The organism is Longivirga aurantiaca (genome assembly GCF_042660085.1).
In the GTDB taxonomy this organism is placed as follows: domain Bacteria; phylum Actinomycetota; class Actinomycetes; order S36-B12; family CAIYMF01; genus Longivirga; species Longivirga aurantiaca.
In genome coordinates, this window is sequence record NZ_JBHSTI010000008.1 from 835,721 (window position 1) to 858,509 (window position 22,789).

A 22,789-nucleotide genomic window follows, 5' to 3' on the forward strand; every position below is an offset into this window, starting at 1 on the left:
ACTGCCGTCTCAGCATCCGAGATGGCAAGTCACTCGTACGAACTCGAGAGGTGAGTCGGATGGGCACCACGCTGGCAGAGAAGGTCTGGGACGCGCACGTCGTCAGCCGGGTCGAGGGTGAGCCCGACCTCCTCTACATCGACCTGCACCTGGTCCACGAGGTCACGAGCCCCCAGGCCTTCGACGGCCTGCGCGCGGCCGGACGCCCCGTCCGCCGCCCTGACCTGACCCTCGCGACCGAGGACCACAACGTCCCGACGTTCGACATCGACAAGCCGATCGCGGACCCGATCTCGCGCGCCCAGGTCGAGGCGCTGCGGGTGAACGCCGCGGAGTTCGGCGTACCGATCTACTCGCTCGGCAACGCCGAGCAGGGCATCGTGCACGTGGTCGGCCCGCAGCTCGGGCTCACCCAGCCCGGCATGACGGTCGTCTGCGGCGACTCGCACACGTCCACCCACGGCGCCTTCGGCGCGCTGGCGTTCGGCATCGGGACGAGCGAGGTCGAGCACGTGCTGGCGACCCAGACGCTCTCGCTCAAGCCGTTCAAGACGATGGCGATCGAGATCGACGGCCCGCTGCCCGAGGGCGTGACGGCGAAGGACATCATCCTGCGCGTCATCGCCGAGATCGGCACCGGCGGCGGCCAGGGCTACGTCCTGGAGTACCGCGGCGAGGCCATCCGCGCCCTCTCCATGGAGGCGCGCATGACGATCTGCAACATGTCGATCGAGGCCGGCGCCCGCGCCGGTCTCATCGCGCCCGACCAGACCACGTTCGACTACCTCGAGGGCCGCGACCGCGCCCCGAAGGGAGCCGAGTGGGACGCCGCCGTCGCGTACTGGCGCACGCTGGTGACCGACGCCGACGCCAGCTTCGACAAGGTCGTGCGGATCGACGCCTCGACCCTCGCGCCGTTCGTCACCTGGGGCACCAACCCGGGCCAGGGCGTGCCGCTCTCGGCCACGGTGCCGTCGCCGGACGACTTCGCGGACGAGTCCGAGCGCACCGCCGCCGAGCGCGCGCTCGAGTACATGGGCCTGACCGCCGGGACGCCGCTCAAGGACATCGCGGTCGACACGGTCTTCATCGGCTCGTGCACCAACGGCCGCATCGAGGACCTGCGCGCGGCCGCCGCGGTCATGCGCGGCCGGCGGGTGGCCGAGGGCGTCCAGGCGCTCGTGGTGCCGGGCTCGGTCCGCGTCCGCCTCGCCGCCGAGGCCGAGGGCCTCGACAAGGTGTTCGAGGAGGCCGGCGCCGAGTGGCGCAACGCGGGCTGCTCGATGTGCCTCGCGATGAACGCCGACAAGGTGGCGCCGGGCAAGCGCAGCGCCTCGACGTCCAACCGCAACTTCGAGGGACGCCAGGGCCCCGGCTCGCGCACCCACCTCGTGTCCCCGCAGGTCGCCGCCGCCACCGCAGTGGTCGGCCGCCTCGCCTCGCCCGCCGACCTGGTCTGACAGGAGCACCGCCATGGAGAAGTTCACCGTCCACACCGGTCGTGCCCTGCCGCTGCGCCGCAGCAACGTCGACACCGACCAGATCATCCCGGCCGAGTACCTCAAGCGGATCACGCGTCACGGCTTCGAGGACGCCCTGTTCGCCGCCTGGCGCCAGGACCCCGACTTCGTGCTCAACGACCCGCGGTACACCGACGTCTCGGTGCTCGTCGCCGGCCCGGACTTCGGCACCGGCTCCTCGCGCGAGCACGCCGTCTGGGCGCTGCAGGACTACGGCTTCAAGGTCGTGCTCTCCTCCCGCTACGCCGACATCTTCCGCGGCAACAGCGGGAAGATCGGCCTGCTCACCGCCGTCGTCGACCAGGACGTCGTCGAGCAGCTCTGGGCCGCGATCGAGGCGGACCCCGCCCTCGAGATCACCGTCGACCTGGTCGAGCGCCAGGTGCGCGCGGGCGACCTCGTCGCCCCGTTCGAGGTCGACGACTATGTCCGCTGGCGCCTGCTCGAAGGCTTGGACGACATCGGTCTGACGCTCCAGCACGCCGACGAGATCACCACCTTCGAGGCGGCGCGACCTGCCTTCAAGCCCGTCACCGCCTGACGCGCTTTCCGTCGCACCCCCGCCCGCCGTCCTCGACGTGCGTGCGGGGGTGAGCCATCTCCGGGCTCTACCAGCTCGCGCTCGCGCGCTCGGCGATGCCCGCCGTGCGACCGCGTCGAAGCGGGCCGCCGCCACCGTCGACTCAGCGAATCGCGTGCGACGTGCCGAGGGAGATCGGTCTGCGGCTACCGGGGTGATGGGTGGTGCGCCCTGACGTGTGCGTGCGGTCAGGGCCTGGGTCGGTCGGGTGGGGTGAAGGCCCAGTAGTCGGGGAGTCGGGGGTCGGTGCCGGCGGCGGTGATGGTCCATCCGCCTTCGTGGACTGCTCGGTGGTGGGTCTCGCAGAGCAGGACGCAGTTGTCGATGTCGGTGGGGCCGCCGTGCTCCCAGTGCTCGACGTGGTGGGCGCGGCAGCGTCTCACGTTGACCCGGCAGCCGGGGAAGGCGCAGTGGCCGTCGCGGTGCTCGAGGGCGCGTCGGAGGCGGGGTGGGACGACGCGGTAGTCGCGGCCGACGTGGAGGAACGGCTCGTTGGCCTCGCGCAGGACCAGGTCGATGGGTCCGAGGGTGTCGCTCGGGTTGGCGGTGATGATGGGGGTGATCTCGGCGTCGCACAGGAACCGGCGGAAGGTGTCGGGGATGACGACGGCGGGGGTGTCGTGCCCGGGGAGCAGCAGCTCCCCGCCGAGGCCGACCGCGAGGCGGTCCAGGCTCCCGGTCAGGGTGATCCGGGGGACGAGCCCGTGGTGGGTGCCCAGGGTGCCGGATTCGAGGGCGTCGGTGCAGATCTGGGCCAGGGCCAGGGCGTGCAGGTGGGCTTGGCGCTGGCGGCGCTTGCGGTCGGCGGCGCGGGTGTCGTCGTCGGGGTCGATCCGATCCTCGTCCGGGAGTGCACCCTCGCGGTACCAGCCGTCGACGGTCTGCTCGAGCGCGGTGCGGATCTGGGCGTAGGTCTCGTTCGACAGGTAGCCCTTGACCTGCACCCCGGATCCGACGGGGGTGAAGCGGATGTGCTGCTCGTCGTGGGCGTCGATCTCGGCCTGGTTGGCGCCGTCGGGGTCGACGTTGGCGCGCAGGTCCTTGAGGGCCTTGGCCATGCGGTCGGGGGTGCGGTGCTCGGCGTGGGGGAGCAGGTCGGCGACCATCGAGCTGCGGATCGCGGGGCGTTCCTTGCTGGGCACTCGGACCAGGCAGGTGTCGATGCCGTGGCGCAGGGTGGCGGCCATCGGGCCGGAGATGTCGCCGGTGAGCCAGGCGTCGAGCAGGTCGGAGTAGTCCTCGGCCAGGGACCTGGCTCCGGCGATGAGGCCGTTGGCGTCGCGGCCGGGCAGGCCGGCGGCCACTTCGAGCCAGCGTCCGAGGGATGCCTGTCCGTCGGGGAGCCACCCCGAGGCGTGCACGGCACCGACGGCGACGGTGGCGGCGGCCTTGGCCTGGTCCGCGCTGCGCAGCACTGCCATCGCCAGGGCGGGCTGCACGACGGCGGGCGCTGCGGCGAAACCACCCTCGCGTGCGGCCTCGGCGACTGCCTCGGCGGCCTCCATGAGAGCGGTGACTGCGCGGGCGGCCTTCTGCTCCAAGGGGAGGGCGGCAAGAGTCGAACGCATGTATGAATCCAAGCATGGGCCTCCGACAGTCGTCAACCCCCGAATCGCAACAACCGCAACGGTTTCCGGGCGGAGTTGTCCACAGGCAGCGGCGTACGGCGTGTCGTCCACAGGCGAGCGTCGGACGGACGCCCAGCTCGTCGGCCGGGACACCCGCATCCCTCACACGAGCGGTGCGAGCGGGCGGGAGGCCATGGGCTCCAGGGGGTTTGGGGGCGTGACCTGCACCACTCCCGCTGTCTGTCAAGGGGGCCCCGGGGCGAAATCCGTTGCGCCTGCTCGGATTTCTCGGCGGCGTGTCGCTGTCCCCTTGCGGCGACTGGGTGGGGGTCGGCGGTTAGGTTTGCTCCGAGTGCCGGACGGTGGGTCCGGCCGTTCCCCGGAGGATTCCCGTGGCAGAGAGCGTCAACAAGGCAGAGCTGATCGACCGTCTCGCGGCTCGTCTCGAGATCACCAAGAAGGCCGCCGGCGAGGCCATCGAGGCCATCGTCGACGAGATCACCAAGTCGGTCGCCAAGGGCGACAAGGTCGCGATCAGCGGCTTCGGCGTCTTCGAGAAGGCCGACCGCGCGGCCCGCGTGGGCCGCAACCCGCAGACCGGCGCTACCGTGAAGATCAAGGCGACCTCGGTGCCGAAGTTCCGCGCCGGCGCCGAGTTCAAGTCCACCGTGGCCGGCAAGAAGAAGGCCCCGGCCAAGAAGGCTGCTCCGGCCGCCAAGAAGGCCCCGGCGAAGAAGGCCGCCCCGGCCAAGAAGGCTGCTCCGGCCGCCAAGAAGGCTGCTCCGGCCAAGAAGGCCGCGCCCGCGCGCAAGCGCTGATCCGGGCGGCTCCGGCCGCATCGGTGCACCACCTCCGGAGAGGGCCCGGGTCCACGAGGACCCGGGCCCTCTCCGCGCGTCCTGACCCGCTCAGGCGGGAAGGGTGACGCGCACGGCGATGCCGTCGACCAGGTGGAGGTGCACGCGCTGGCCGCTGCGCAGCAGAAGGAGCCCGCCGGCGGCGAAGGCCGCAGCGTCGTACGCCGCCTCGGTGCCGTCGTCGAGCAGCACGCTGCCGGCGCCGGTCGCGGGGTCGTGGACGCGGACGGTCGCGACCACCACGCCGACCGCGTCAGTCACCGTGCACCAGTGCTGCCGTGGCCGGCCCGAGCCCGAGGCGTCCGGCGTCCCAGAGGTCGACCTCGGTGTCGACGTCCCGACGTAGACCGGGGGCGGGGCCGGGCTCGAGCGCGACCGCTCCGGATGCCGCGTGCGCAGCCCTCGAGCGCGGGCCGAAACGGGGGCCGAGATCGCTGCCCGGCCGGGCCGTGAGCAGGGTCGTGCCAGTGCCGGCGGCGTCGGCCACGAACCCACGCGCCACCTCGCCGCCCGCCTCGAGGGCGCGTCGCAGCTCGTCCGAGCGGAGCGCCGGGAGGTCTGCCACCAGCGCCGCCAGCGCGACGTCCGGCTGCTCGAGCCGCAGCTGCGCGGCCACGGCCTCGACCAGCTCGTTCAGCCCGGCGCCCTCGATGTCGGGCACCCACCGGGCACCCAGGCCGGACACCGCCGACCGCACCTCCGCGTCGTCCGACGCCACCACGACCGAGCGGACCCGCTCGCACGCCAGTGCCGCGCGCACCGTGTCGACCGCGAAGGCGAGGGCGAGGCTGCGCCGTTCGGGAGCCGGGCGCCCGGAAAGCCGGGTCTTGGCGCGATCGAGCCGCTTCACGGGCGCGACGACGACCCAGTCGAGAGGGCTGGACGGGGAAGGCACGACCACATCCTCGCCCATCGGCGGTGTCAGGCTGGACCCGCGCCCCTGCGGAGGCGAGGATCGGCACCCGAGACGGCGAGAGGAGGCCCGGCGGATGGCCAAGCGAGCAAGCGGCAAGCACCTCGGGTTCTGGTACCTCTTCTGCGTCGGGCTCCTGAAGCCGTGGCTCCTGCTGCTGACCCGCCGCGACTGGCGCGGGGTGGAGCACCTCAGGCCGGAGATCCTGCCGGACGGCTCCCAGGAGGGCGTCGTGGTGTGCCCGAACCACATCTCGTGGTTCGACCCGCTCGTGAGCGCGCACTTCTTCTACGACAACGGGCGTCCGCCGCGCTTCCTCGGCAAGGAGTCGGTGTTCCGGGTGCCGGTCGTCGGATGGCTCCTGCGGCAGGCGGGCCAGATCCCGGTCTACCGGGAGACGGCTGACGCCGCCAACGCCATACGTGACGCGATCTCGGCGGTGCAGCGCGGGGAGTGCGTCGTGCTCTACCCCGAGGGGACCATCACCCGGGACCCTGGCATCTGGCCGATGCGCGGGAAGACGGGCGCCGCCCGCGTGGCGCTGCTGAGCGGCGCACCGCTGATCCCCGTCGCCATGTGGGGGCCGCAGGCCGTGATGCGCCCGTACGTCAAGGAGTTCCGGATCCTGCCCCGCAAGACCATGCAGGTGGTGGCAGGCCCGGCGGTTGATATCGACGACCTCCGTGGCAGGCCGCTCGACGCCGAACTGCTGCAGGAGGCGACCGACAGGCTCGTCGACGCGATCGTGCTGCTGGTCGAGGGCCTGAGGGGGGAGACTGCACCCGCGGAGCGGTTCGACTTCAAGGCCTACCGGGCCGCACAGGCTGCTGCGGCGGGGGAGACGTCAGGGCAGCAGGGCCCCGTCGGCACGGACGAGCAGGAGAGGTCGCAGGACTGATGCGTATCGCGGTCATGGGCACGGGGTCGTGGGGCACGGCGTACGCGATGGTGCTCGCGGACGCCGGCAACGAGGTCGTCATGTGGGGCCGCGACGCCGAGCTCTGCGAGGCGATCACCTCGACGCACGAGAACCCGCGCTACCACCCGGGGATCGCGCTGCCGACCTCGCTCCGGGCGACGACCAACCCCGGCGAGGCTCTGGGCGGCGTGACGGTGGCGGTGCTCGCCGTCCCCGCGCAGACGTTGCGCGCGAACCTCGGCTCGTGGACCGACGTCCTCCCCAGGGGTGCGGTGCTCGTCTCGCTCATGAAGGGCGTGGAGCAGGGCACCACGAAGCGGATGAGCGAGGTCGCGGCGGAGGTCGCCGGCGTCGACGCCATGCAGGTGGCGGTGGTGTCGGGGCCCAACCTCGCGCGCGAGATCGCCGAGCGCCAGCCGGCGGCGACCACGATCGCCTGCCCGAACCCGGCCACGGCCGAGCTCCTCGCCGAGGCGAGCACGACGGCGTACTTCCGGCCCTACTGGACCACCGATGTCGTGGGCACCGAGATCGGCGGGTCGGTGAAGAACGTCGTGGCCCTCGCGAACGGCATGGCCGTCGGCATGGGGTACGGCGAGAACGCGCAGTCCGCGCTCATCACGCGTGGCCTGGCCGAGATGACGCGCCTCGGCGTGGCTCTCGGCGCGTCGCCGCTGACGTTCCTCGGTCTCGCCGGGATCGGCGACCTGGTGGCGACCTGCCAGTCGCCGCTGTCGCGCAACCGCACCTTCGGCGAGCACCTCGGCCGCGGACTCACGCTCGACCAGGCCACCGCGGAGATGAAGCAGACCTGCGAGGGCGTGAAGTCGTGCCGGGCGATCCTCGAGCTCGCCCAGCGACAGGGCGTGGAGATGCCGATCACCGAGCAGGTCGTCGAGGTCGTGCACGCGGGCCTCGACCCGCGCGAGATGCTCCAGGCCTTCATGAGCCGCAGCCTGAAGGCCGAGGCCGAGGTCGGCTGACGTTCGCGATGGATGCGACCTTCATCCAAGAGAGCCGAGCAATCCGGCCATCATCCGGTCGTTCTCGATGATGGTCGCCTTCATCCAGAACGGGCGTCCCCCTACGGGGTGAGGGCGTCGAGCGCCTGGGCCAGGTCCGTCCAGAGGTCGTCGACGTCCTCGATGCCGACCGAGAGGCGGATGAGCGTCTCAGGGATGTCCGGGCGCTCCTCGATCCACCGCCGCCGGCGCTCCCACGAGGTCTCGACGCCGCCGAGGCTCGTCGCGTGGATGACGACCGAGGTGCGGTCGCACATCGCGTCGGTCTCCTCCGCGGTGCCGGTCGTCTCGAACGACACGATCGTCCCGAAGCCGCTCATCTGCTTGGCCGCCACGAGGTGCCCGGGGTCGTCCGGCAGCCCGGGGTAGCGGACGTTGCGCACAGCGGGGTGCGACTGCAGCCGCGTGGCGAGCTCGTACGCCGAGGCCTGGGCCTGGCGCAGGCGCAGCGCCAGCGTCCGGACCCCGCGCAGGGCCAGGTAGGCGTCGAGCGGGCCGGGGATCGCCCCGACCAGGGTGCGCACCCGCAGCAGCCTCGCGAGCAGGTCCTGATCAGCAGTAACGACCGCGCCCATGAGCACGTCGGAGTGGCCCGCCAGGGCCTTCGTCGCCGAGTGCACGACGACGTCCGCACCGAGCGCGAGCGGGCGCTGCAGCAACGGAGTGGCGAAGGTGTTGTCGCACACCGTGAGGGCGCCGTGCGCGCGCGCGGCAGCCGTGGCGGCGGCGAGGTCGCACACCTCCAGGGCGGGGTTGGTCGGTGTCTCGATCCAGAGCACCGAGGCGCCCTCGCAGGCGGCGGCGACGGCGTCCGGGTCGTCGATCTGCACGAGCCGTACGACGACGCGGCCGGCGGCCTCGAGGTCGCGGAGCCGCGCCGCGGTGCCGGAGTAGGAGTGCGACGACACCACCACGACGCCGCCGGTGGGCACGAGGTCGAGCACCGCGGACACCGCGCCCATGCCGCTCGCGAAGGCCAGGCAGCGGCCGCCCTCGAGCAGGCCGAGCGCCTCCTCGAACGCCTCCCACGACGGGTTGGACGTCCGGGCGTACCCGACGGGCCCGCCCGCGTGGAAGGTGGAGCTCAGCACCACGGGCACGTTCACGGGCGCATCGGGTGCGGCCTCGGGACGTCCTGCGGACACGACGACGGTCTCGGGGCGCAGCGTCTCGGGCGGCTGGGGCTCGGTCACGTGAGGACGCTAGCCGACCGAAGCCTGCCGGGGGCACCGACTGCACCCCACTAGGGTTGACGCCGTGAGCGAGCCCCGACGCATCCGAGTCGCCGTCGTCTTCGGTGGGCGCTCCAGCGAGCACGCGATCTCCTGCGTCTCGGCCGGCTCGGTGCTCCGTGCCCTGGACCGCCAGCGGTACGACGTCGTCCCGATCGGGCTCACCACGGACGGTCGCTGGGTGCTCGAGAGCGACGACCCGGACCGCCTGCGCATCACCGACGGCGTGCTGCCTGAGGTCGACGGCAGCGGCACCTCGCTCGTGCTGCCCGGGGACCCGACCCGGCGCGACCTCGAGGTGCACGCTCCCGGCGACGTGCCGGGCACGCTCGCCGGGGTCGACGTCGTCTTCCCCGTCCTGCACGGCGCGTACGGCGAGGACGGCACGATCCAGGGCCTGCTCGAGATGGCCGGCGTGCCGTACGTCGGGAGCGGCGTCCTCGCCTCTGCCGCCGCGATGGACAAGGGCGTCATGAAGGCGCTGTTCGCGAACGCCGGCCTCGCGCAGGCGCCGTACGCCGTCATCACCGACCGAGACTGGGCGCGCGACCGCGACGGCGCCCTGGCGCGCGTCGCGGAGCTCGGCCTGCCCGTGTTCGTGAAGCCTGCACGGGCCGGATCCTCGCTCGGCATCACGAAGGTGTCCGACGCCGACGGCCTCGTCGCCGCGATCGAGGCTGCGCGCGCGCATGACCCGCGCGTGGTGGTGGAGGCCTCGGTCGAGAGCGCCCGCGAGATCGAGTGCGGCGTGCTCGTGGATGCCGACGGTGTCCCGCAGCCGAGCGTGTGCGCCGAGATCGTGGTGAAGGGCGACCACGAGTTCTACGACTTCGATGCCAAGTACCTCGACGACGCCGCCGACCTCGTCGTACCCGCCGATCTGCCCGCCGACGTGAGCGACCAGGTTCGTGCCCTCGCCGTCCGCGCGTTCGACGCGCTGTCGTGCGAGGGGCTCGCCCGGTGCGACTTCTTCGTCGACGCCGACGGCCGCGTGCTCATCAACGAGGTCAACACGATGCCGGGGTTCACCTCGATCTCGATGTTCCCCCGCGTGTGGCAGGAGACCGGCGTCGACTACCCGACGCTCGTCGACCGCCTCGTCGCCGACGCCCTGCGTCGCGGCACCGGCCTGCGCTAGGCCGACCCTCAGGCGACGACGAGCGCGTCGCCTCGCGCGTCCAGCACGGTGAGGCCGTACGCCACCGCCCACCGGTGGCCGAGGGCACCTGCGACATCGGCCCGTCCGGGCGTCGACCCCGGCAGCGCGCGCACCACGAGGTCGAGCAGCTCGGAGTCGCCAGCCGGTCCGCCGACGAGCAGCACGTCCACACCGGCCGCCATGCCGGACGTCGCCCGCGCGATGTTGTCCCCCACCACGGCGCGCTTGAGGTGCTGGCGCAGCATCCGCCATTCGCCGGGGGCGAGCCGCCGGTGGAACGGCAGAAGACCGGCCGGGCCTGGCACGACGAGGGATCCGACGGCGTCGGCGGGCACAGCCGTCTCGACGAACCGGCGCTCGCCGTCCTCGCCCACCAGCACGTGCGGCCCCTCGAGCCGCGACGACGCCCCGCGCTTGGCCCACTCCGCGGCCCCGCGCGGCACGTCGAGCACGTGCGCCACCGCAGCGGTGAGCAGGTCGCCCGCGCCGGCCACGACGCGGGCCTCCTCGCCGTCAGGCACCACGTCGACGGTGCCGCCACCGAGGTCGATCACGAGAGCGCCCGGACGTGCGGACGGCGTGGTCATCGCACCGGTGCGCGCTGCGTGAGCCTCCGACGACACCCGGGACACGGGGACGCCGAGCGCGTGCGCCAGGACCGCGGCCGGATCGTCGTCGGGTGACGCGGAGGCCAGCGTGGCAATGGCGACGGCCCGGCCGTTGACCGACCGGGGCCGTGCGGCGGCGCTCGCACCGACCGCGTCGAGGTCGACCGCCCAGGCGTCGTCGACGACGTGCTCGACGAGCCGGCCGCGGGTGGGCAGCCCGACGGCGACCACCGCACCCCGCGGTTGCGGCGCCGCTGCCAGCTCGTGCAGTGACGACCTGTGTCCCCAAGCCGTTCGCGCCCAGGCGATGTCGGCGTCGTCGGCCGTGCTGCGGGGCATCGGCGACCCGATCCCCACGGCGGCGTCGCGCAGGCCGCGCAGGGACGCCGCCGCGGCCTCGGCGGCCGCGTGCTCCGCGCTGTCGAGGTCGAGCAGCGCGGCGACCCGCACCGGATCGACGAGCTGGGCGAGGCCGTGCTCGGCCACCTCGACCGCAACCAGCGAGCAGGCGAGCGCGGCGTCGGTGTCGACCTGGTCGACGACCGGCACAGGGCGCGAGATGCGCCGGCTCACGAGCACCGCCTCGTCGCCGGCGAGCAGCACGGCGACGACGTCGGCTCCGGCGGCCTGCCACACGTCGATCCGTTCGGACGTCGCGCGATAGCCGCGCGGATCGCGCGCCACGAGGACCACTGGACCATCGACCGCACCCGGTTCGTCGGCGAGGTCGACGGGCCGTCCCACGCCGGCTCCGGGAGCGCCCGGCGTGGCACTGCCCGATCCGAGCACCCGCAACCGCCCGGTGTCCGGCGGGGTTGCAGGCAGGACGAGGGTGTGCGAGTCGACGGGGCGCTGAGGAGCGACGACCACGCGGGTGACCTCGACGCCCGCCTTGCGCGCGAGCCGACGTACGACGACCGCGGCGGCCGACGCCGCAGCGGCGGAGCCCTTGCGGCCCCGCGTGGGAGTGCGCTCCCACACCAGCGGCATCGGAGGTACGACCGAGACGTCGACCAGCACGACCTCGGTGGTGGCGTTGCCGACGTCGACCCCCGCGACGACCGTGCGCGTCATCGCACCCGCTCAGCCCTCGGCCAGCAGGCCGCGACGGGCGTACGCGGCCGCGGCCTCACGGACGAGCGCCGCATTGAGGGCCGCGCCGCGCGACTCGAGCGAGGCGGCGATGGTCTCGAGCTGCACGGTCGTCGAGCGACGTGGCCGCAGCGCGTCGTAGACCGCGAGCACCTCGTCGTCGGGCAGCCCGGTGAGCTCGGCGGCGCGTCGCAGGTTGGCCGCGAGCTGCGGGTTGGCGTTCGCCTCGGCGACTGTCGCCTGGTGCTCGAGGGTGTCGGGGTGGATGCGGATGTCGTCGATGGACACCAGTCCGTCGCGGACGGCGTCGAGGGTGATCTCGCTGCTGTCGCGGCCCGAGCGCGCGGTGGTCATCGGTGCACCTCCAGCTCTTCCGGTCCGAGTGCAGGGTCGAGGCAGCCCCGTTCGATCGCCACGAGCGACACCACCTTGGTGTGGAAGCGCGCCTCGATCGCCATGTCGGAGTAAGGGTTTCGGAGCGGCTCCGGCGTCGAGCCCTTGGCGTGCCGGCCGGCGTTCGACCCGAGCGCACGGTAGAGCTCGGCGGTCACTGTGGGCGCGACGCTGAAGAGCTCAAGGTTGGCCAGAGGTGCGAGATCGCGACGGTGGATGAGCGCCGTGCCCTTGGCCTGCAGCCCGATTGCGATGCCCGATCCCGAGAGCCGCGCCGCAGTGAGGCCGATGAGGCCGAGGTCGACCGTGTCGTTGATGCGCACCACCCGACCGCGGCAGCCCTCCTCCTCGAGCCCCGCGAGCAGCTCCTCGAGGACGTCCTCGACCGAGAGGCCCGACAGCGTCGTCCAGATCCGCCGCCCCGTTGCTGCCGAGACCCCGATGACGACATCGGTGGGGTCCGACCCCGCTGCAGCCGGCCCGCGCACGGTGAACGCGCCGGTGCTGCCCGTCGCCTGCTCGCGCAGGAGGTCGTCGACCGACCGCTGCTGACGGACGGTGTTGATCTCGTGCAGGCGGGCGCCGGTCGGCCGATAGCCCGTGCCGGGACCGGCGTAGTCGTTGGGGTCGGTGACCAGCGAGAGCACGTTCATCTGCTCGTCGAAGATCGCGGCGGTCTGCAGGTAGTCGCCGGCCACGCGCGCGTGCAGCATCGCGAGCAGCCGCTCGGCCTCCTCGGCGTATCCGCACGCGTCGAGCGCGGTCACGACGTCGATCATCGTGACGCCGGACTGCCGGATGACCCGTGACGCCTCCAGCGGCACCATGAGGTCCGCGGCGGGGACGTCCTTGCTGCCCGCGGCGTCGACCGCCTGCTCGAGCCAGTCGTCGTCGAGGTCGGCGAGCCCGAGCCACCGGTACACGTCGCGCACGGCCTCGGCGGCACGACGACGCAGGCGCGCGACCTCCGGCTCGGCCGCGGTCCGCAGGCCGCCGTCGACGGTCCAGTCGCGCTGCATGACCAGGTAGTCGTCGATGTCCTCGGAGTTCCACTGGCTCGGGCCGAACATGTTGTCGTAGCGCTGGATCGAGCCGAAGCCGCTGCAGATGAAGTCCGAGCCGCCGATGAAGATCGGGTGCGTCCGCGACGTACGACGGACCTCGGACTCGCTCATGAGCGCGTCGTTGCCGGTGCACGCCTCGAGGTTGCGCAGCATCACCATGAGGTTCTCGGCCATGAGGCTCCGCACGCCGCCGGGGACGGAGCCGGCCACCGAGGCGGAGTCGATGCCGCCGTTCTGCACGCCCTGCGCGCCCATCGCGCGGGCGAGCGACACGCAGCGCGCCTCGAGGTAGAACATCGAACAGCCCTCGGCGCCGCCCATGAGCGCCTCGGAGCCGCCGCCCGTGGTCACGCGCATCTTGATGCCGCGGCTCGCGTACGCCGAGGTGAGGAACGCCTTGGACCACGGGGTGTCGTCGCCGTCGACGAAGATCTGCTCGGTGCCGTAGAGCGACACGGTCTCGGCGTACGACACGAGGCCCGCCATGCCGAGCTCGAGCTCGAGCGCCTCCTCGACCGAGCACTGCACGAGGACGCCGGGGGAGCCGACCGCAGCGCCGATCGACACGGCCACGGCGTTGCTGGGGGCGTCGCCGAGCACGGGCACGGTGGTCTCGATCTCGCGGAAGCCGAACGCTGCCGCGGTGGCTGCGTCGGCGGCGAGCAGCAGCGGGTCGTCGGAGCGGTTGGTGACGTGGGCCTGGTTGCTCGGCGTGCGCCGCGCGCGCATCTTGGTCATCGCGATGACGAGCTCGGCGGGCGTCAGCTGGGCGAGCACGCGCGCGAGCTTGGCGGGCGTCGCGCCCGCGGCGAGGCGCACCACCTCGGAGCGCGGCACGGCGACGTCCACCAGCATGCGGGCGAGGGCGACGTCGTCGAGCGCCATCACCTCTCCTGCTACGGACACGTCGATGCCGTGCGCGGCGATGAACGCGTCGACGACGTCGAAGTCGGCCTCGGCCCTGCCGTCGAGCTCGACGACGCGCCCGGACGCGTCGACCGCCAGGTTCGGCACGGGGTCGCCGGGGGAGTCGAAGGCCACGAGCCCGAGCGAGGGCTCCTCGACCGCGAACCCGTCGAGGTTGACCCGCTGGGCGTCCATGAAGCGGAAGCGCCCGATCGGCTGCTCAGCCACGGTCGTCTCCCTCCGCGTCGTACGAGGCCTCGAGGTGGTCGAAGACCGCCGCGCCGGCTGCCGCCGCCGCGGCGTCCTGCGCAGCCGTCCCGCCGCTGACGCCGACCCCGCCGACGACGCGGCCGCACGACCACAGCGGGACACCGCCCGCGAAGGCGATGTAGCGGCCGCCGTCCGCCGAGTTCATGCCGACGAGCTCGCCGCCGTCCGTGACCAGGGGGCCGAGCTCGGCCGTGGCGATGCGGTGCGCCACCGCCGTGTACGCCTTGTCGCGGGCAAGGGTCGGCCCCGCGATCTCGGCGCCGTCCATGCGCTGGAAGGCGACCAGGTGCCCGCCGCCGTCGACGACCGCCACCGACACGAGCGCGTCGGCGTCCGCCGCCGCGGCGCGGGCCGCCCCGCACATCGCGAGTGCGAGGTCGAGGTCGATCTCGGTCCTGGTCGCGCGGGCCATGCGGGCTCCTGGGGGAGGGGTTGAGGACAGAATGCGCCCCAGAAGGGCGCGTTCTGCCCTTAGCGGGAGAACTGGCGCAGGGCGGCGTGGGTGCCGCGCATGGCGACCGCGCCCGCGAGCACGGACTTGGGCACCTTCGCGACCACGGTGTAGTTGGTGTCGACCACGTTCGCCACCGGTGTCAGCGCGGTCTGCGACACGAGCTGGTAGGCGTCGAGGATCGACTGGCCCGTGAGCTCGGCGACCCAGAGCACCATCTGCTGGTGGGCGATGCGGAACGCGTCCTCGAGAGGACGGGCCGAGCCCGTGGTCATGATGAACGTGTCGTTCTCCATCCGCGGCCACGGTGTGGGGATGCCCTTGACCAGGTCGAGGATCACGACGGTGTCCATGGCGCACTCGACCGCGACGCCGCAGGTCTCGCCCTCGCCCTGCCGCGCGTGACCGTCGCCCAGGCTGAACAGCGCGCCCTCGACGTTCACGCCGAGGTAGCAGGTGGTGCCCGCCCGCATCTCGGGGGTGTCCATGTTGCCGCCCCAGTCGCCCGGGGTGAGGGACGAGCGCACCTCGCCGAGCGGGGGCGCGACGCCGACCGTGCCGTGCATGGGATCGAGCGGGAGGTCGGCGGTGAACTTCGTGTCGGCCGCGCTGTAGCGGACGAGCCTGTCCGTGGCGTCGATCTCGTAGATCCAGGTGCGCTCGAGGAGCGCGGGCTGGAGCGTGGCCGTCTGCGGGGTGGAGGTGAGCGATCCGAAGAAGGGGACCGTGCTGCTGACGCCCCAGGCCTCGCGCGGCTCGATCGAGACGAAGTGGACGGCGAGCGTGTCGCCCGGCTCGGCGCCCTCGACGTAGAAGGGGCCCGTCTGCGGGTTGAGCAGGCGGGGGTCGCACACCTCGCTCGGGAGGTCCGACGTGGAGCGCACGCGGCCGCCGAAGCAGTCGAAGGTCCAGGTCGACAGCCGGGTCCGGGGACGGACGGAGGCGACGGGGGCGACGCCGCCGAAGGTGTAGGTCAGGGCGGCGGGGTCGCCGTCGGGGTCGGGAGCCCAGAACAGGTCGGTCAGCGAGTCGGTCACGGCAGCAGTCTCCCTGCGCAGGCGACGGTTCGGAGGGCGAACGAAGGGGGTGCGCCGCGCATCTGCGCGACGCACCCCCTTCGGTGGTGCGAGGTCAGACGCGCTCGTGCGCCTCCTCGAGGGTGGTCTGGCCGATCTCGTCGTAGATCTCCGGCTTGGCCTTCTTGACCCAGAGGGCGTAGAGGAAGCCGATCACGAGGATGCCGACGATGTACCACGGCATGAGCTGGAACACGAGGCTGTCCGAGCCCAGACCGGCCGCGAACGCACGGTTGGTCCAGAGCAGGTACAGCGCGTAGAGCATGCCCGCCGCGCCGAGGAGCGGTGCGATGAGCGTGGTGATGATGTTGCCCTTGTGCGTCTTCTTGACCCAGAAGTACGAGATCACCGCGAACGAGGTGATCGTCTGGACCAGCAGGATCATGGCCGTGCCGATCACGGCGATGAGGCCGTAGACGTTGACGTAGGGCACGAGCTCGGGCGTCGCCACCGGGTTGCCCTCGGCGTCGGGCACGTACACGTTCGTGAAGAGCAGGAACGCGACGAGGATGACGACGGTGATGCCCGTCTGCAGGTACACCGCGTTGGCGGGCGACTGGTGCTTGGCGTTGATCTTGCCGAACGAGTTGCGCATCCAGCCCCACGCGCCCTCGCGGGCAAGGGCGTAGATGTAGCGGGACGCGGCGTTGCCGAAGGCCAGGGCGCAGGCGAACGAGCCGATGACCAGGAGGATCTTGTAGACCGTGGTCATGAAGTCGCCCATGTTGGCGGTGACGAGGCCTAGCCAGAGGTCGACCGGGTTGGCGCCGGCGGAGATCTCGACCGACTGCGCGGCACCGTTGCCGACCACGACCACCCACGACATGAGCGTGTAGAAGAGGCCGAGGCCGATGACGGCGATCATCGTGGCCCGCGGCACGTTCTTCTTCGGGTCCTTGGACTCCTCGCCGTACACGGCGGTCGTCCCGTAGCCGATCCACGACCAGAACGCGAAGAAGATGCCGATGGCGGCGGCACCCTGTGCCACGGCGGTGCCGAAGGCGCCCTCCTCGAGGGAGTTGAACGCGTTCTGCACGGGCACGATGTCGCTGAACATGAGGCCGTCGGGGCCGCCCTTGGCGAAGACCGTGACCGCGAGGCCGAGCAGCAGGAGCACCTCGGCGACGAGGGTGACGCTGAGGACGCCGGCGGCGACGGTGATCGAGAAGTACGTGAGGAGCCCGATCGCGATGGCGCCGATGAGGGCGATCACGATCCAGTTCACGTTGATGCCGGCCGGCACGAGGATGTAGCTGGTGGCGAAGTACGCGAACCCGCCGATCAGCGAGGCCTCGAAGACGATGTAGGCCACTGCCGCGAGAAGGCCGGACGCCATGCCCCACACCTGGCCGAGGCCCTGGGAGATGAAGCCGTAGAACGCGCCCGCGGTCGTCACGTACTTCGCCATGGCGACGAAGCCGATGGTGAAGATCGTGAGGACGATCGTGGCGAAGAGGTAGCCGGCCGAGGCGCCGATGCCGTTGCCGTAACCGATCGCGATGGGCACGTTGAAGCTCATCGCGGTGATCGGCGCGGCGTTGGCCACGGCCATGAAGAGGACGCCGACGAGGCCGACGGCGCCCGCCTTGAGGCGGACCTCCTCCTTCGGGCTCACGTGGTGGTCGCCCGGGAGGGCGGTGGGACCGTCAGGACCGTGTTCGGTCGTCATGCGCGGGTGTTCCTTTCGCTGGAGGCGCTGGGGGCGTGCCGCCGTCCGTCGGCCCGCTCCGTGATCGGGCTCACACGTTGTGGCGGAGTATTCACTGGACCTTTGGACCGAATCAAGCATTTTGGCGAACCGTTTACGCAGCCGAAACGGTCCCCCGTTCGGTCCAGCGTGGGGCGGGGGTCGACGAAATGTCCGCGTACGGCACGGTCGCCCCGCACGGCCCCGCAGGATGTGCCGCACATACGGTCTTGTTTTGGTCTGGTCATTCGGTATGCTCCGGTCATCGGTGCGAACGCGACCGGAGGTTCCCATGACCGACCAGATCCGGGTCGAGGACGGCGAGACGCCGCTCGACTACGGCTTCTTCTCGTTCGCGTCCAAGACCGAAATGCTCGAGAAGAGCAAGGAGTTCTGGAACCCGGACAAGACCACGTTCTGGTCCGAGTCGGGCGTCCCCCTGGTCATCGACCGGCGCGAGGACTACTTCATCTACGACGTCACCGGCAAGCGCCTCATCGACGTGCACCTCAACGGCGGCACGTACAACCTCGGGCACCGCAACCCCGAGATGGTGCAGGCCATCACCGTGGCGATGCAGCACTTCGACATCGGCAACCACCACTTCCCGTCGCTCGCGCGCACGGCGCTGGCCGAGGCCCTCATCGCCACCGCGCCGAGGAACCTGTCGAAGGTCGTCTACGCGTCCGGCGGCGGCGAGGCGATCGACATCGCGATCAAGACCGCGCGGCACGCCACGCAGAAGCGCAGGATCCTCTCGATCGTGAAGGCCTACCACGGCCACACCGGCCTCGCCGTCGGCACGGGCGACGACCGCTTCTCCAAGCTCTTCCTCTCGGACCAGCCCGAGGACTTCCCGCACGTCCCGTTCAACGACCTCCAGGCCATGGAGGACGTGCTCAAGGGGCGAGACATCGCCGCGGTGATCATGGAGACGATCCCGGCGACGTACGGCTTCCCGCTGCCGGACCCGGGCTATCTCGAGGCCGTCAAGCGCCTGTGCGAGAAGTACGACGCGCTCTACATCGCCGACGAGGTGCAGACCGGGCTCATGCGCACCGGCGAGCTCTGGGGCATCACCAAGCACGGCATCGAGCCGGACATCCTCGTGACGGGCAAGGGCATCTCGGGCGGCATGTACCCGATCGCGGCCGTGCTCGTGAGCGAGCGGGCGGCCGGCTGGCTCGACGAGGACGGCTTCGGCCACATCTCGACCTTCGGCGGCGCCGAGCTCGGCTGCATCGCCGCGCTCAAGGCGCTCGAGATCTGCAACCGCCCCGAGACGCGGTCGATGGTCCACTACATCTCGGACTTCATCGGGCGCGGCCTGCGCGACATCCAGGCGACCTACCCCGACTGGTTCGTCGGCATCCGCCAGAACGGCGTGGTGATGGGCCTGGAGTTCGCGCACCCGCAGGGGGCCAAGGCGGTCATGAAGAGGCTCTACGAGAACGGCGTGTGGGCGATCTTCTCCACGCTCGACCCCCGGGTGCTGCAGTACAAGCCCGGGATCCTGCTCAAGCCCGAGGTGGCCGAGGAGCTGCTCGACCGCACCGAGGTGGGCATCGCCAGGGCCCGCGAGGACGTGCTCGGCGCGGGCAGGAAGGCGTGGCGCTGATGGTCGAGACCATGTTCGAGATGCCGCTCGACCCCGCCGGTGTGCCGCGCGGCCGGGCCATGGTCGAGCGCGCCGAGTGGGCGGCCCGCGCGTTCGCGTCGTACGACGCCGCCACGGTGCAGCGCATCGTCGACGCCGCTGCCGGTGCGGGCGCCGCCCACGCGAAGGAGCTCGCCGAGGAGGCCGTGCGCGAGACCGGGTTCGGCGTGGCCGAGCACAAGCTGCTCAAGAACCTCGCGTGCTCGCGCGGGATCGCCGAGCTCTACAGGGCGGCCGACTACGTCGACGTCGTGGTCGACGCCGACGCGAAGATCGTGTCGGTGCCGCGCCCGGCCGGTGTGGTGCTCGCGCTGACGCCGTCGACCAACCCTGTCGCGACCGTCTTCTTCAAGACCCTGCTCGCGCTGCTGACGCGCAACGCCATCGTGATCTGCCCGCACCCTTACGCCAAGGAGGTGTGCGCCAAGGCGGCGCGCATCATGTCCGAGGCCGCCGTGGCCGCGGGAGCCCCCGACGGCTGCATCCAGGTGGTCGAGGAGCCGTCGATCCCGCTCGTCAACGCGCTCATGACCGACCCGCGCACCGACGTCATCGTGGCGACCGGCGGCTCGGCGATGGTGCGCTCGGCGTACCGCAGCGGCAACCCCGCCATCGGCGTGGGGCCCGGCAACGTGCCGGTGCTCGTCGACGCCTCCGCCGACCTCGCCGCGGCCGCCAAGCGGATCGTCGACAGCAAGGCGTTCGACAACTCGATCCTGTGCACCAACGAGAGCGTGCTCGTGGTCGAGAAGGCGGTCGCGAAGCAGCTGGTGAGCCAGCTCGAGCGCGCGGGCGCGCACCTGCTGGCCCCCGACGAGCGCGACCGTGTGCGCGACCTGATCTTCCCCGGCGGCCACTTCGACACCGCGTGGGTGGGCAAGGACGCCACCGACATCGCGAAGGCCGCCGGCGTGCGTGTGGGGCCGCGCACCCGGATCCTGCTCGCGCCGTTCGACCTCGTCGTGCCCGAGGAGCCGCTCGCGCACGAGAAGCTCTGCCCGGTGCTCGGCATGGTGGTGGTCGAGACGGCCGCCCGCGGCATCGACGCCGCCCGCGCGGTCCTGCGCATCACGGGCGAGGGTCACTCGGCCGCGATCCACAGCACCGACGCGCGCACGATCATGGAGTTCTCCGCGGCGGTCCGCGTGCTGCGCGTGTCGGTCAACGTCGGCAACAGCCTCGGCAGCTCGGGTCTCGAGACCAACCTCGCGCCCTCGATGACGATCGGCACCGGCTTCTTCGGCCGCTCGTCGGTGGGCGAGAACCTCGAGCCCAAGCACCTCGTCAACTGGACGCGCATGGCGTGGAACGCCGACTCCTCGGTGCGGATGCCCGACCTCGCCGCGCTCACCCCGTGGCACGCGCCCGACGGCCCGGTGCCGGCGTACCCGCGGGCGTCCAACGACGGAGGGTCGCCGCTCGTGCCGTCGCCCACGACGGACATCGCGGTCGAGGGCGCGCCGGACAACCTGCGCGACGAGATCCGCCGGCTCATCATCGAAGAGCTCAACGCGATCGTGCGGGGCTGACCTGTGGCCGAGCTCCGTTCGTTCATCTTCCTCGACCGTCTGCAGCCGCAGACCATGAGCTACATGGGCTCGACGGTCAAGGGCGCCCTGCCGCGCGCCGACATGGCCTCGCTGATCATCGAGGTGGCGCCCGGTCTCGACATCGAGCCGCTGACCGACGTCGCGCTGAAGTACGCCGAGGTGCAGGCGGGCATCCTCGTGGTCGAGCGGCAGTACGGCTACCTCGAGGTGCACGGCCCCACCGGCCAGGTGAAGGCCGCGGGCGACGCCGTCCTGCAGGCCCTCGGCGCGGACCCCGACCAGGCGACGAGGCCGCAGGTGCTCGCCTCGCGGATCGTGACGATGCTCGACCGCCAGCACGCGTTCCTCATCAACCGCAACAAGGCGGGATCGATGGCGCTGCCGGGCGAGTCGCTGTTCGTGCTCGAGATGGCGCCGGCGTCGTACGCGATCCTCGCCACCAACGAGGCCGAGAAGGCCGCGGCGATCAAGGTCGTGGACTTCCGCATGATCGGTGCGACGGGCCGGGTGTACCTGTCGGGCAAGGAGAGCGACGTCCGCCAGGCGGCCGATGCCGCCGAGGCTGCCCTGCGGGCGGCACGATGAGCAGTCTCGACGGGACCGAGCGGGACCTCCTGCGCCAGATGGTGCGCCAGGTCCTGCTGGAGGTCGTGCCCCAGACGATGGCCGCGGCATCCGCGTCCGCGAGCGCGTCCGACGAGAGCGTCGTGCTGACCAACGACGCCGAGCTCGAGGCGTTCGTGCGCCGGGTCGCGGTGCTCTGCGAGGACCCGGCCGAGCGCGAGGCGCTGCGCAGCGGGAGCCGTCGCTTCCGTCTGGCCGGCCACCCGGCGCCGTCCACATCCGCTCCCGCCCCCGCAGCCGCGGTGGTCCGGGTCGACAAGGGGGCCGTCACCGAGCGGCACGTGCGCGAGGCGGCGGCTGCGGGCGCCGACCTCGTCCTGGGACGAGGCGCCGTCCTGACTCCGCTCGCGCGCGACCGCGCGCGGGCTGCGGGCGTCCGGATCACGAAGGAGAAGTGATGCTGCGCGGACGGGTGATCGGGAACGTGTGGGCCAGCCGGAGGCTGGACGAGATCCCTTCAGGCGCGTTCCTGGAGGTGCAGATCGAGGGTGGCGCGACGCTCATCGCGTTCGACGTCCTCGGCAGCGGGATCGGGGAGTCCGTGCTCGTGTCCACGGGGTCGGTCGCGGCCTCATGGTTCCCGGGCGCCGCGCCCCCGATCGACGCGCTCATCATCGGCTCCATCGACGAGACAGCAGGCGCGCAGCAGTAGCTGGCGCCCCATCAGCCCCCACGCCGTCCGCGGCGTGGTCAACGAGGAGGAACATCCATGTCGAACAACGCGATCGGTCTCATCGAGACCAAGGGCTACGTCGCCGCGCTCGCCGCCGCGGACGCGATGGTGAAGGCCGCCAACGTCGTCATCGTCAGCCGCGACTCGGTCGGCAGCGGCCTCGTGGCCGTGACGATCGTCGGCGACGTCGGCGCCGTGAAGGCGGCCACCGAGGCCGGCGCCGAGACGGCGTCGTCGGTCGGCGAGCTCGTGTCGGTGCACGTCATCCCGCGCCCGCACGTCGAGCTCAGCAAGCACTTCACGGTCAGCGGCGACGCGTGAGCTCGGCCCCGATCGCGGGGCCGGAGCTGCGTGTCTACCTGCTGATCGAGGACCTGCAGCAGCAGTTCGCGGCGTACCTCGGTACGCCGACGCGAGCACGCGGCTACCCGCCGTACGCCGGGCAGCACGCGCTCATCATCGAGGTCGCACCAGGCCTCGCCATCGAGCGCGTGACGCACCAGGCGCTGACGTCGGTGCCCGACATCGAGCCGGGCATCCTGTTCGTCGAGCGTCAGTTCGGCGTGCTCGAGGTGCACGCGTCGTCGCTCGACGACGTGCTGCGCGCGGGCGAGGCGATCCTCGACGGCCTGGGCGCGGAGCCGGCCCACCAGCTGGCGCCGCGCGTGCTGTACCACGACGTCATCGAGGACGTCACCGACATGCACGCGGTCATCATCAACCGCAACCGGCAGGCCTCGATGCTGCTGCCGGGGCAGTCGCTGCTCGTGTACGAGATGACGCCGGCGCTGTTCGCGGCCGTCGCGGCCAACGAGGCCGAGAAGGTCGCGCCGGAGAACACCCTCGTCGACGTGCAGATGATCGGCGCCGCCGGTCGCGTGTACATCGGCGGCACCACCGAGGGCGTCATGAAGGCGCGCGACGCGATCACCCGGGTCCTCGGGTCGATCGAGGGCCGCGGCCACTAA

The 22,789-nt window shown here is 71.9% G+C and carries 22 protein-coding genes and 1 pseudogene; 13 read left to right on the forward strand and 10 right to left on the reverse strand.

Translation table 11 applies throughout. The features are described 5' to 3' along the window. The first annotated feature begins 59 nt into the window (after window positions 1-59). Both leuC and leuD read left to right on the forward strand, forming a co-directional pair. Complete coding sequence (leuC, locus tag ACFQGU_RS07880) at window positions 60-1,460, forward strand: 3-isopropylmalate dehydratase large subunit (RefSeq protein ID WP_386765416.1); 1,401 nt, start codon at window positions 60-62, stop codon at window positions 1,458-1,460. 13 nt (window positions 1,461-1,473) lie between these two features. Further along, complete coding sequence (gene leuD, locus ACFQGU_RS07885; protein WP_386765418.1) at window positions 1,474-2,061, forward strand: 3-isopropylmalate dehydratase small subunit; 588 nt, start codon at window positions 1,474-1,476, stop codon at window positions 2,059-2,061. 227 nt (window positions 2,062-2,288) lie between these two features. Here leuD and ACFQGU_RS07890 read toward each other — a convergent pair whose 3' ends face one another. After that, window positions 2,289-3,668 (reverse strand): HNH endonuclease signature motif containing protein, encoded by a 1,380-nt coding sequence (locus tag ACFQGU_RS07890; protein ID WP_386765420.1) that lies wholly within the window; start codon window positions 3,666-3,668, stop codon window positions 2,289-2,291. Window positions 3,669-4,060: 392 nt separating this feature from the next. Between ACFQGU_RS07890 and ACFQGU_RS07895 the strand changes: the two are divergent. Beyond that, window positions 4,061-4,480 (forward strand): annotated as a pseudogene (locus tag ACFQGU_RS07895) (HU family DNA-binding protein); the annotation flags it as partial. Window positions 4,481-4,576: 96 nt separating this feature from the next. Here the strand turns inward: ACFQGU_RS07895 and ACFQGU_RS07900 are convergent. Then, the gene (locus tag ACFQGU_RS07900) at window positions 4,577-4,765 is read right to left on the reverse strand and encodes a hypothetical protein (protein ID WP_386768197.1); all 189 of its coding nucleotides are present in this window, start codon (window positions 4,763-4,765) and stop codon (window positions 4,577-4,579) included. A 13-nt stretch (window positions 4,766-4,778) separates the two neighbouring features. Continuing rightward, a complete protein-coding gene (gene cofC / locus ACFQGU_RS07905; RefSeq protein WP_386765424.1) occupies window positions 4,779-5,420 on the reverse strand; it encodes a 2-phospho-L-lactate guanylyltransferase in 642 nt (213 codons plus the stop codon). Window positions 5,421-5,514: 94 nt separating this feature from the next. On the opposite strand from cofC, the gene ACFQGU_RS07910 reads away from it, so the two are divergent. Together ACFQGU_RS07910 and ACFQGU_RS07915 are read left to right on the forward strand one after the other, a co-directional pair. Next, complete coding sequence (locus ACFQGU_RS07910) at window positions 5,515-6,336, forward strand: lysophospholipid acyltransferase family protein (RefSeq protein ID WP_386765426.1); 822 nt, start codon at window positions 5,515-5,517, stop codon at window positions 6,334-6,336. Beyond that, entirely contained in the window at window positions 6,336-7,340 is a 1,005-nt protein-coding gene (locus ACFQGU_RS07915) for an NAD(P)H-dependent glycerol-3-phosphate dehydrogenase (protein ID WP_386765428.1), read from the forward strand. Before ACFQGU_RS07910 ends, ACFQGU_RS07915 begins: the two co-directional genes overlap by 1 nt. 101 nt (window positions 7,341-7,441) lie before the next feature. On the opposite strand, the gene ACFQGU_RS07920 is transcribed toward ACFQGU_RS07915, so the two are convergent. Beyond that, window positions 7,442-8,572: a trans-sulfuration enzyme family protein gene (locus ACFQGU_RS07920; RefSeq protein ID WP_386765430.1), complete on the reverse strand. Its 1,131-nt coding sequence runs from the start codon at window positions 8,570-8,572 to the stop codon at window positions 7,442-7,444. 64 nt (window positions 8,573-8,636) lie between these two features. Here ACFQGU_RS07920 and ACFQGU_RS07925 point away from each other — a divergent pair, with 64 nt between their 5' ends. Beyond that, the gene (locus ACFQGU_RS07925) at window positions 8,637-9,749 is read left to right on the forward strand and encodes a D-alanine--D-alanine ligase family protein (protein WP_386765432.1); all 1,113 of its coding nucleotides are present in this window, start codon (window positions 8,637-8,639) and stop codon (window positions 9,747-9,749) included. An 8-nt stretch (window positions 9,750-9,757) separates the two neighbouring features. Here ACFQGU_RS07925 and ACFQGU_RS07930 read toward each other — a convergent pair whose 3' ends face one another. The 6 genes from ACFQGU_RS07930 to ACFQGU_RS07955 all read right to left on the reverse strand — a co-directional run bounded on the left by ACFQGU_RS07930 (window position 9,758) and on the right by ACFQGU_RS07955 (window position 17,299). Then, window positions 9,758-11,452 carry a diol dehydratase reactivase ATPase-like domain-containing protein gene (locus tag ACFQGU_RS07930; RefSeq protein ID WP_386765434.1) on the reverse strand — a complete coding sequence of 565 codons (1,695 nt, stop codon included), beginning with the start codon at window positions 11,450-11,452 and terminating at the stop codon, window positions 9,758-9,760. A 9-nt stretch (window positions 11,453-11,461) separates the two neighbouring features. Beyond that, complete coding sequence (locus tag ACFQGU_RS07935) at window positions 11,462-11,824, reverse strand: diol dehydratase small subunit (RefSeq protein ID WP_386765436.1); 363 nt, start codon at window positions 11,822-11,824, stop codon at window positions 11,462-11,464. Continuing rightward, window positions 11,821-14,061, reverse strand: coding sequence for a propanediol/glycerol family dehydratase large subunit (locus ACFQGU_RS07940; protein WP_386765438.1), 2,241 nt, complete (start codon window positions 14,059-14,061; stop codon window positions 11,821-11,823). Before ACFQGU_RS07940 ends, ACFQGU_RS07935 begins: the two co-directional genes overlap by 4 nt. Further along, complete coding sequence (locus ACFQGU_RS07945; RefSeq protein ID WP_386765440.1) at window positions 14,054-14,515, reverse strand: GlcG/HbpS family heme-binding protein; 462 nt, start codon at window positions 14,513-14,515, stop codon at window positions 14,054-14,056. Before ACFQGU_RS07945 ends, ACFQGU_RS07940 begins: the two co-directional genes overlap by 8 nt. A 59-nt stretch (window positions 14,516-14,574) precedes the next feature. Continuing rightward, entirely contained in the window at window positions 14,575-15,591 is a 1,017-nt protein-coding gene (locus tag ACFQGU_RS07950) for an acetamidase/formamidase family protein (RefSeq protein ID WP_386765442.1), read from the reverse strand. Window positions 15,592-15,685: 94 nt separating this feature from the next. Further along, window positions 15,686-17,299, reverse strand: coding sequence for an APC family permease (locus ACFQGU_RS07955; protein ID WP_386765444.1), 1,614 nt, complete (start codon window positions 17,297-17,299; stop codon window positions 15,686-15,688). Between the two features lie 310 nt (window positions 17,300-17,609). Here ACFQGU_RS07955 and ACFQGU_RS07960 point away from each other — a divergent pair, with 310 nt between their 5' ends. From ACFQGU_RS07960 to ACFQGU_RS07990, 7 genes are read left to right on the forward strand one after another with little or no spacing between them, the layout of a single operon-like run. Further along, on the forward strand, window positions 17,610-18,935 hold the full coding sequence (locus tag ACFQGU_RS07960; RefSeq protein WP_386765445.1) for a class-III pyridoxal-phosphate-dependent aminotransferase: 1,326 nt from the start codon (window positions 17,610-17,612) through the stop codon (window positions 18,933-18,935). After that, window positions 18,935-20,503, forward strand: a complete 1,569-nt coding sequence (locus tag ACFQGU_RS07965) for an aldehyde dehydrogenase family protein (protein WP_386765447.1) — start codon at window positions 18,935-18,937, stop codon at window positions 20,501-20,503. The genes ACFQGU_RS07960 and ACFQGU_RS07965 overlap by 1 nt, the downstream gene beginning before the upstream one ends. 3 nt (window positions 20,504-20,506) lie before the next feature. Next, entirely contained in the window at window positions 20,507-21,109 is a 603-nt protein-coding gene (locus tag ACFQGU_RS07970; protein WP_386765449.1) for a BMC domain-containing protein, read from the forward strand. After that, the gene (locus tag ACFQGU_RS07975; RefSeq protein WP_386765451.1) at window positions 21,106-21,546 is read left to right on the forward strand and encodes a hypothetical protein; all 441 of its coding nucleotides are present in this window, start codon (window positions 21,106-21,108) and stop codon (window positions 21,544-21,546) included. Before ACFQGU_RS07970 ends, ACFQGU_RS07975 begins: the two co-directional genes overlap by 4 nt. Then, window positions 21,546-21,800, forward strand: a complete 255-nt coding sequence (locus ACFQGU_RS07980; protein ID WP_386765453.1) for a EutN/CcmL family microcompartment protein — start codon at window positions 21,546-21,548, stop codon at window positions 21,798-21,800. The genes ACFQGU_RS07975 and ACFQGU_RS07980 overlap by 1 nt, the downstream gene beginning before the upstream one ends. A gap of 57 nt (window positions 21,801-21,857) precedes the next feature. Then, window positions 21,858-22,142, forward strand: coding sequence for a BMC domain-containing protein (locus tag ACFQGU_RS07985; protein ID WP_386765455.1), 285 nt, complete (start codon window positions 21,858-21,860; stop codon window positions 22,140-22,142). Further along, entirely contained in the window at window positions 22,139-22,789 is a 651-nt protein-coding gene (locus tag ACFQGU_RS07990) for a microcompartment protein (RefSeq protein ID WP_386765457.1), read from the forward strand. Before ACFQGU_RS07985 ends, ACFQGU_RS07990 begins: the two co-directional genes overlap by 4 nt.

Excerpts from the sequence above, each read along its gene's own strand:
- leuC (WP_386765416.1), top strand. The coding sequence starts at position 60 with ATGGGCACCACGCTGGCAGAGAAGGTCTGGGACGCGCACGTCGTCAGC.
- leuD (WP_386765418.1), top strand. The coding sequence starts at position 1,474 with ATGGAGAAGTTCACCGTCCACACCGGTCGTGCCCTGCCGCTGCGCCGC.
- ACFQGU_RS07890 (WP_386765420.1), bottom strand. The coding sequence starts at position 3,668 with ATGCGTTCGACTCTTGCCGCCCTCCCCTTGGAGCAGAAGGCCGCCCGC.
- ACFQGU_RS07910 (WP_386765426.1), top strand. The coding sequence starts at position 5,515 with ATGGCCAAGCGAGCAAGCGGCAAGCACCTCGGGTTCTGGTACCTCTTC.
- ACFQGU_RS07915 (WP_386765428.1), top strand. The coding sequence starts at position 6,336 with ATGCGTATCGCGGTCATGGGCACGGGGTCGTGGGGCACGGCGTACGCG.
- ACFQGU_RS07930 (WP_386765434.1), bottom strand. The coding sequence starts at position 11,452 with ATGACGCGCACGGTCGTCGCGGGGGTCGACGTCGGCAACGCCACCACC.
- ACFQGU_RS07935 (WP_386765436.1), bottom strand. The coding sequence starts at position 11,824 with ATGACCACCGCGCGCTCGGGCCGCGACAGCAGCGAGATCACCCTCGAC.
- ACFQGU_RS07945 (WP_386765440.1), bottom strand. The coding sequence starts at position 14,515 with ATGGCCCGCGCGACCAGGACCGAGATCGACCTCGACCTCGCACTCGCG.
- ACFQGU_RS07955 (WP_386765444.1), bottom strand. The coding sequence starts at position 17,299 with ATGACGACCGAACACGGTCCTGACGGTCCCACCGCCCTCCCGGGCGAC.
- ACFQGU_RS07960 (WP_386765445.1), top strand. The coding sequence starts at position 17,610 with ATGACCGACCAGATCCGGGTCGAGGACGGCGAGACGCCGCTCGACTAC.
- ACFQGU_RS07965 (WP_386765447.1), top strand. The coding sequence starts at position 18,935 with ATGGTCGAGACCATGTTCGAGATGCCGCTCGACCCCGCCGGTGTGCCG.
- ACFQGU_RS07975 (WP_386765451.1), top strand. The coding sequence starts at position 21,106 with ATGAGCAGTCTCGACGGGACCGAGCGGGACCTCCTGCGCCAGATGGTG.
- ACFQGU_RS07980 (WP_386765453.1), top strand. The coding sequence starts at position 21,546 with ATGCTGCGCGGACGGGTGATCGGGAACGTGTGGGCCAGCCGGAGGCTG.
- ACFQGU_RS07985 (WP_386765455.1), top strand. The coding sequence starts at position 21,858 with ATGTCGAACAACGCGATCGGTCTCATCGAGACCAAGGGCTACGTCGCC.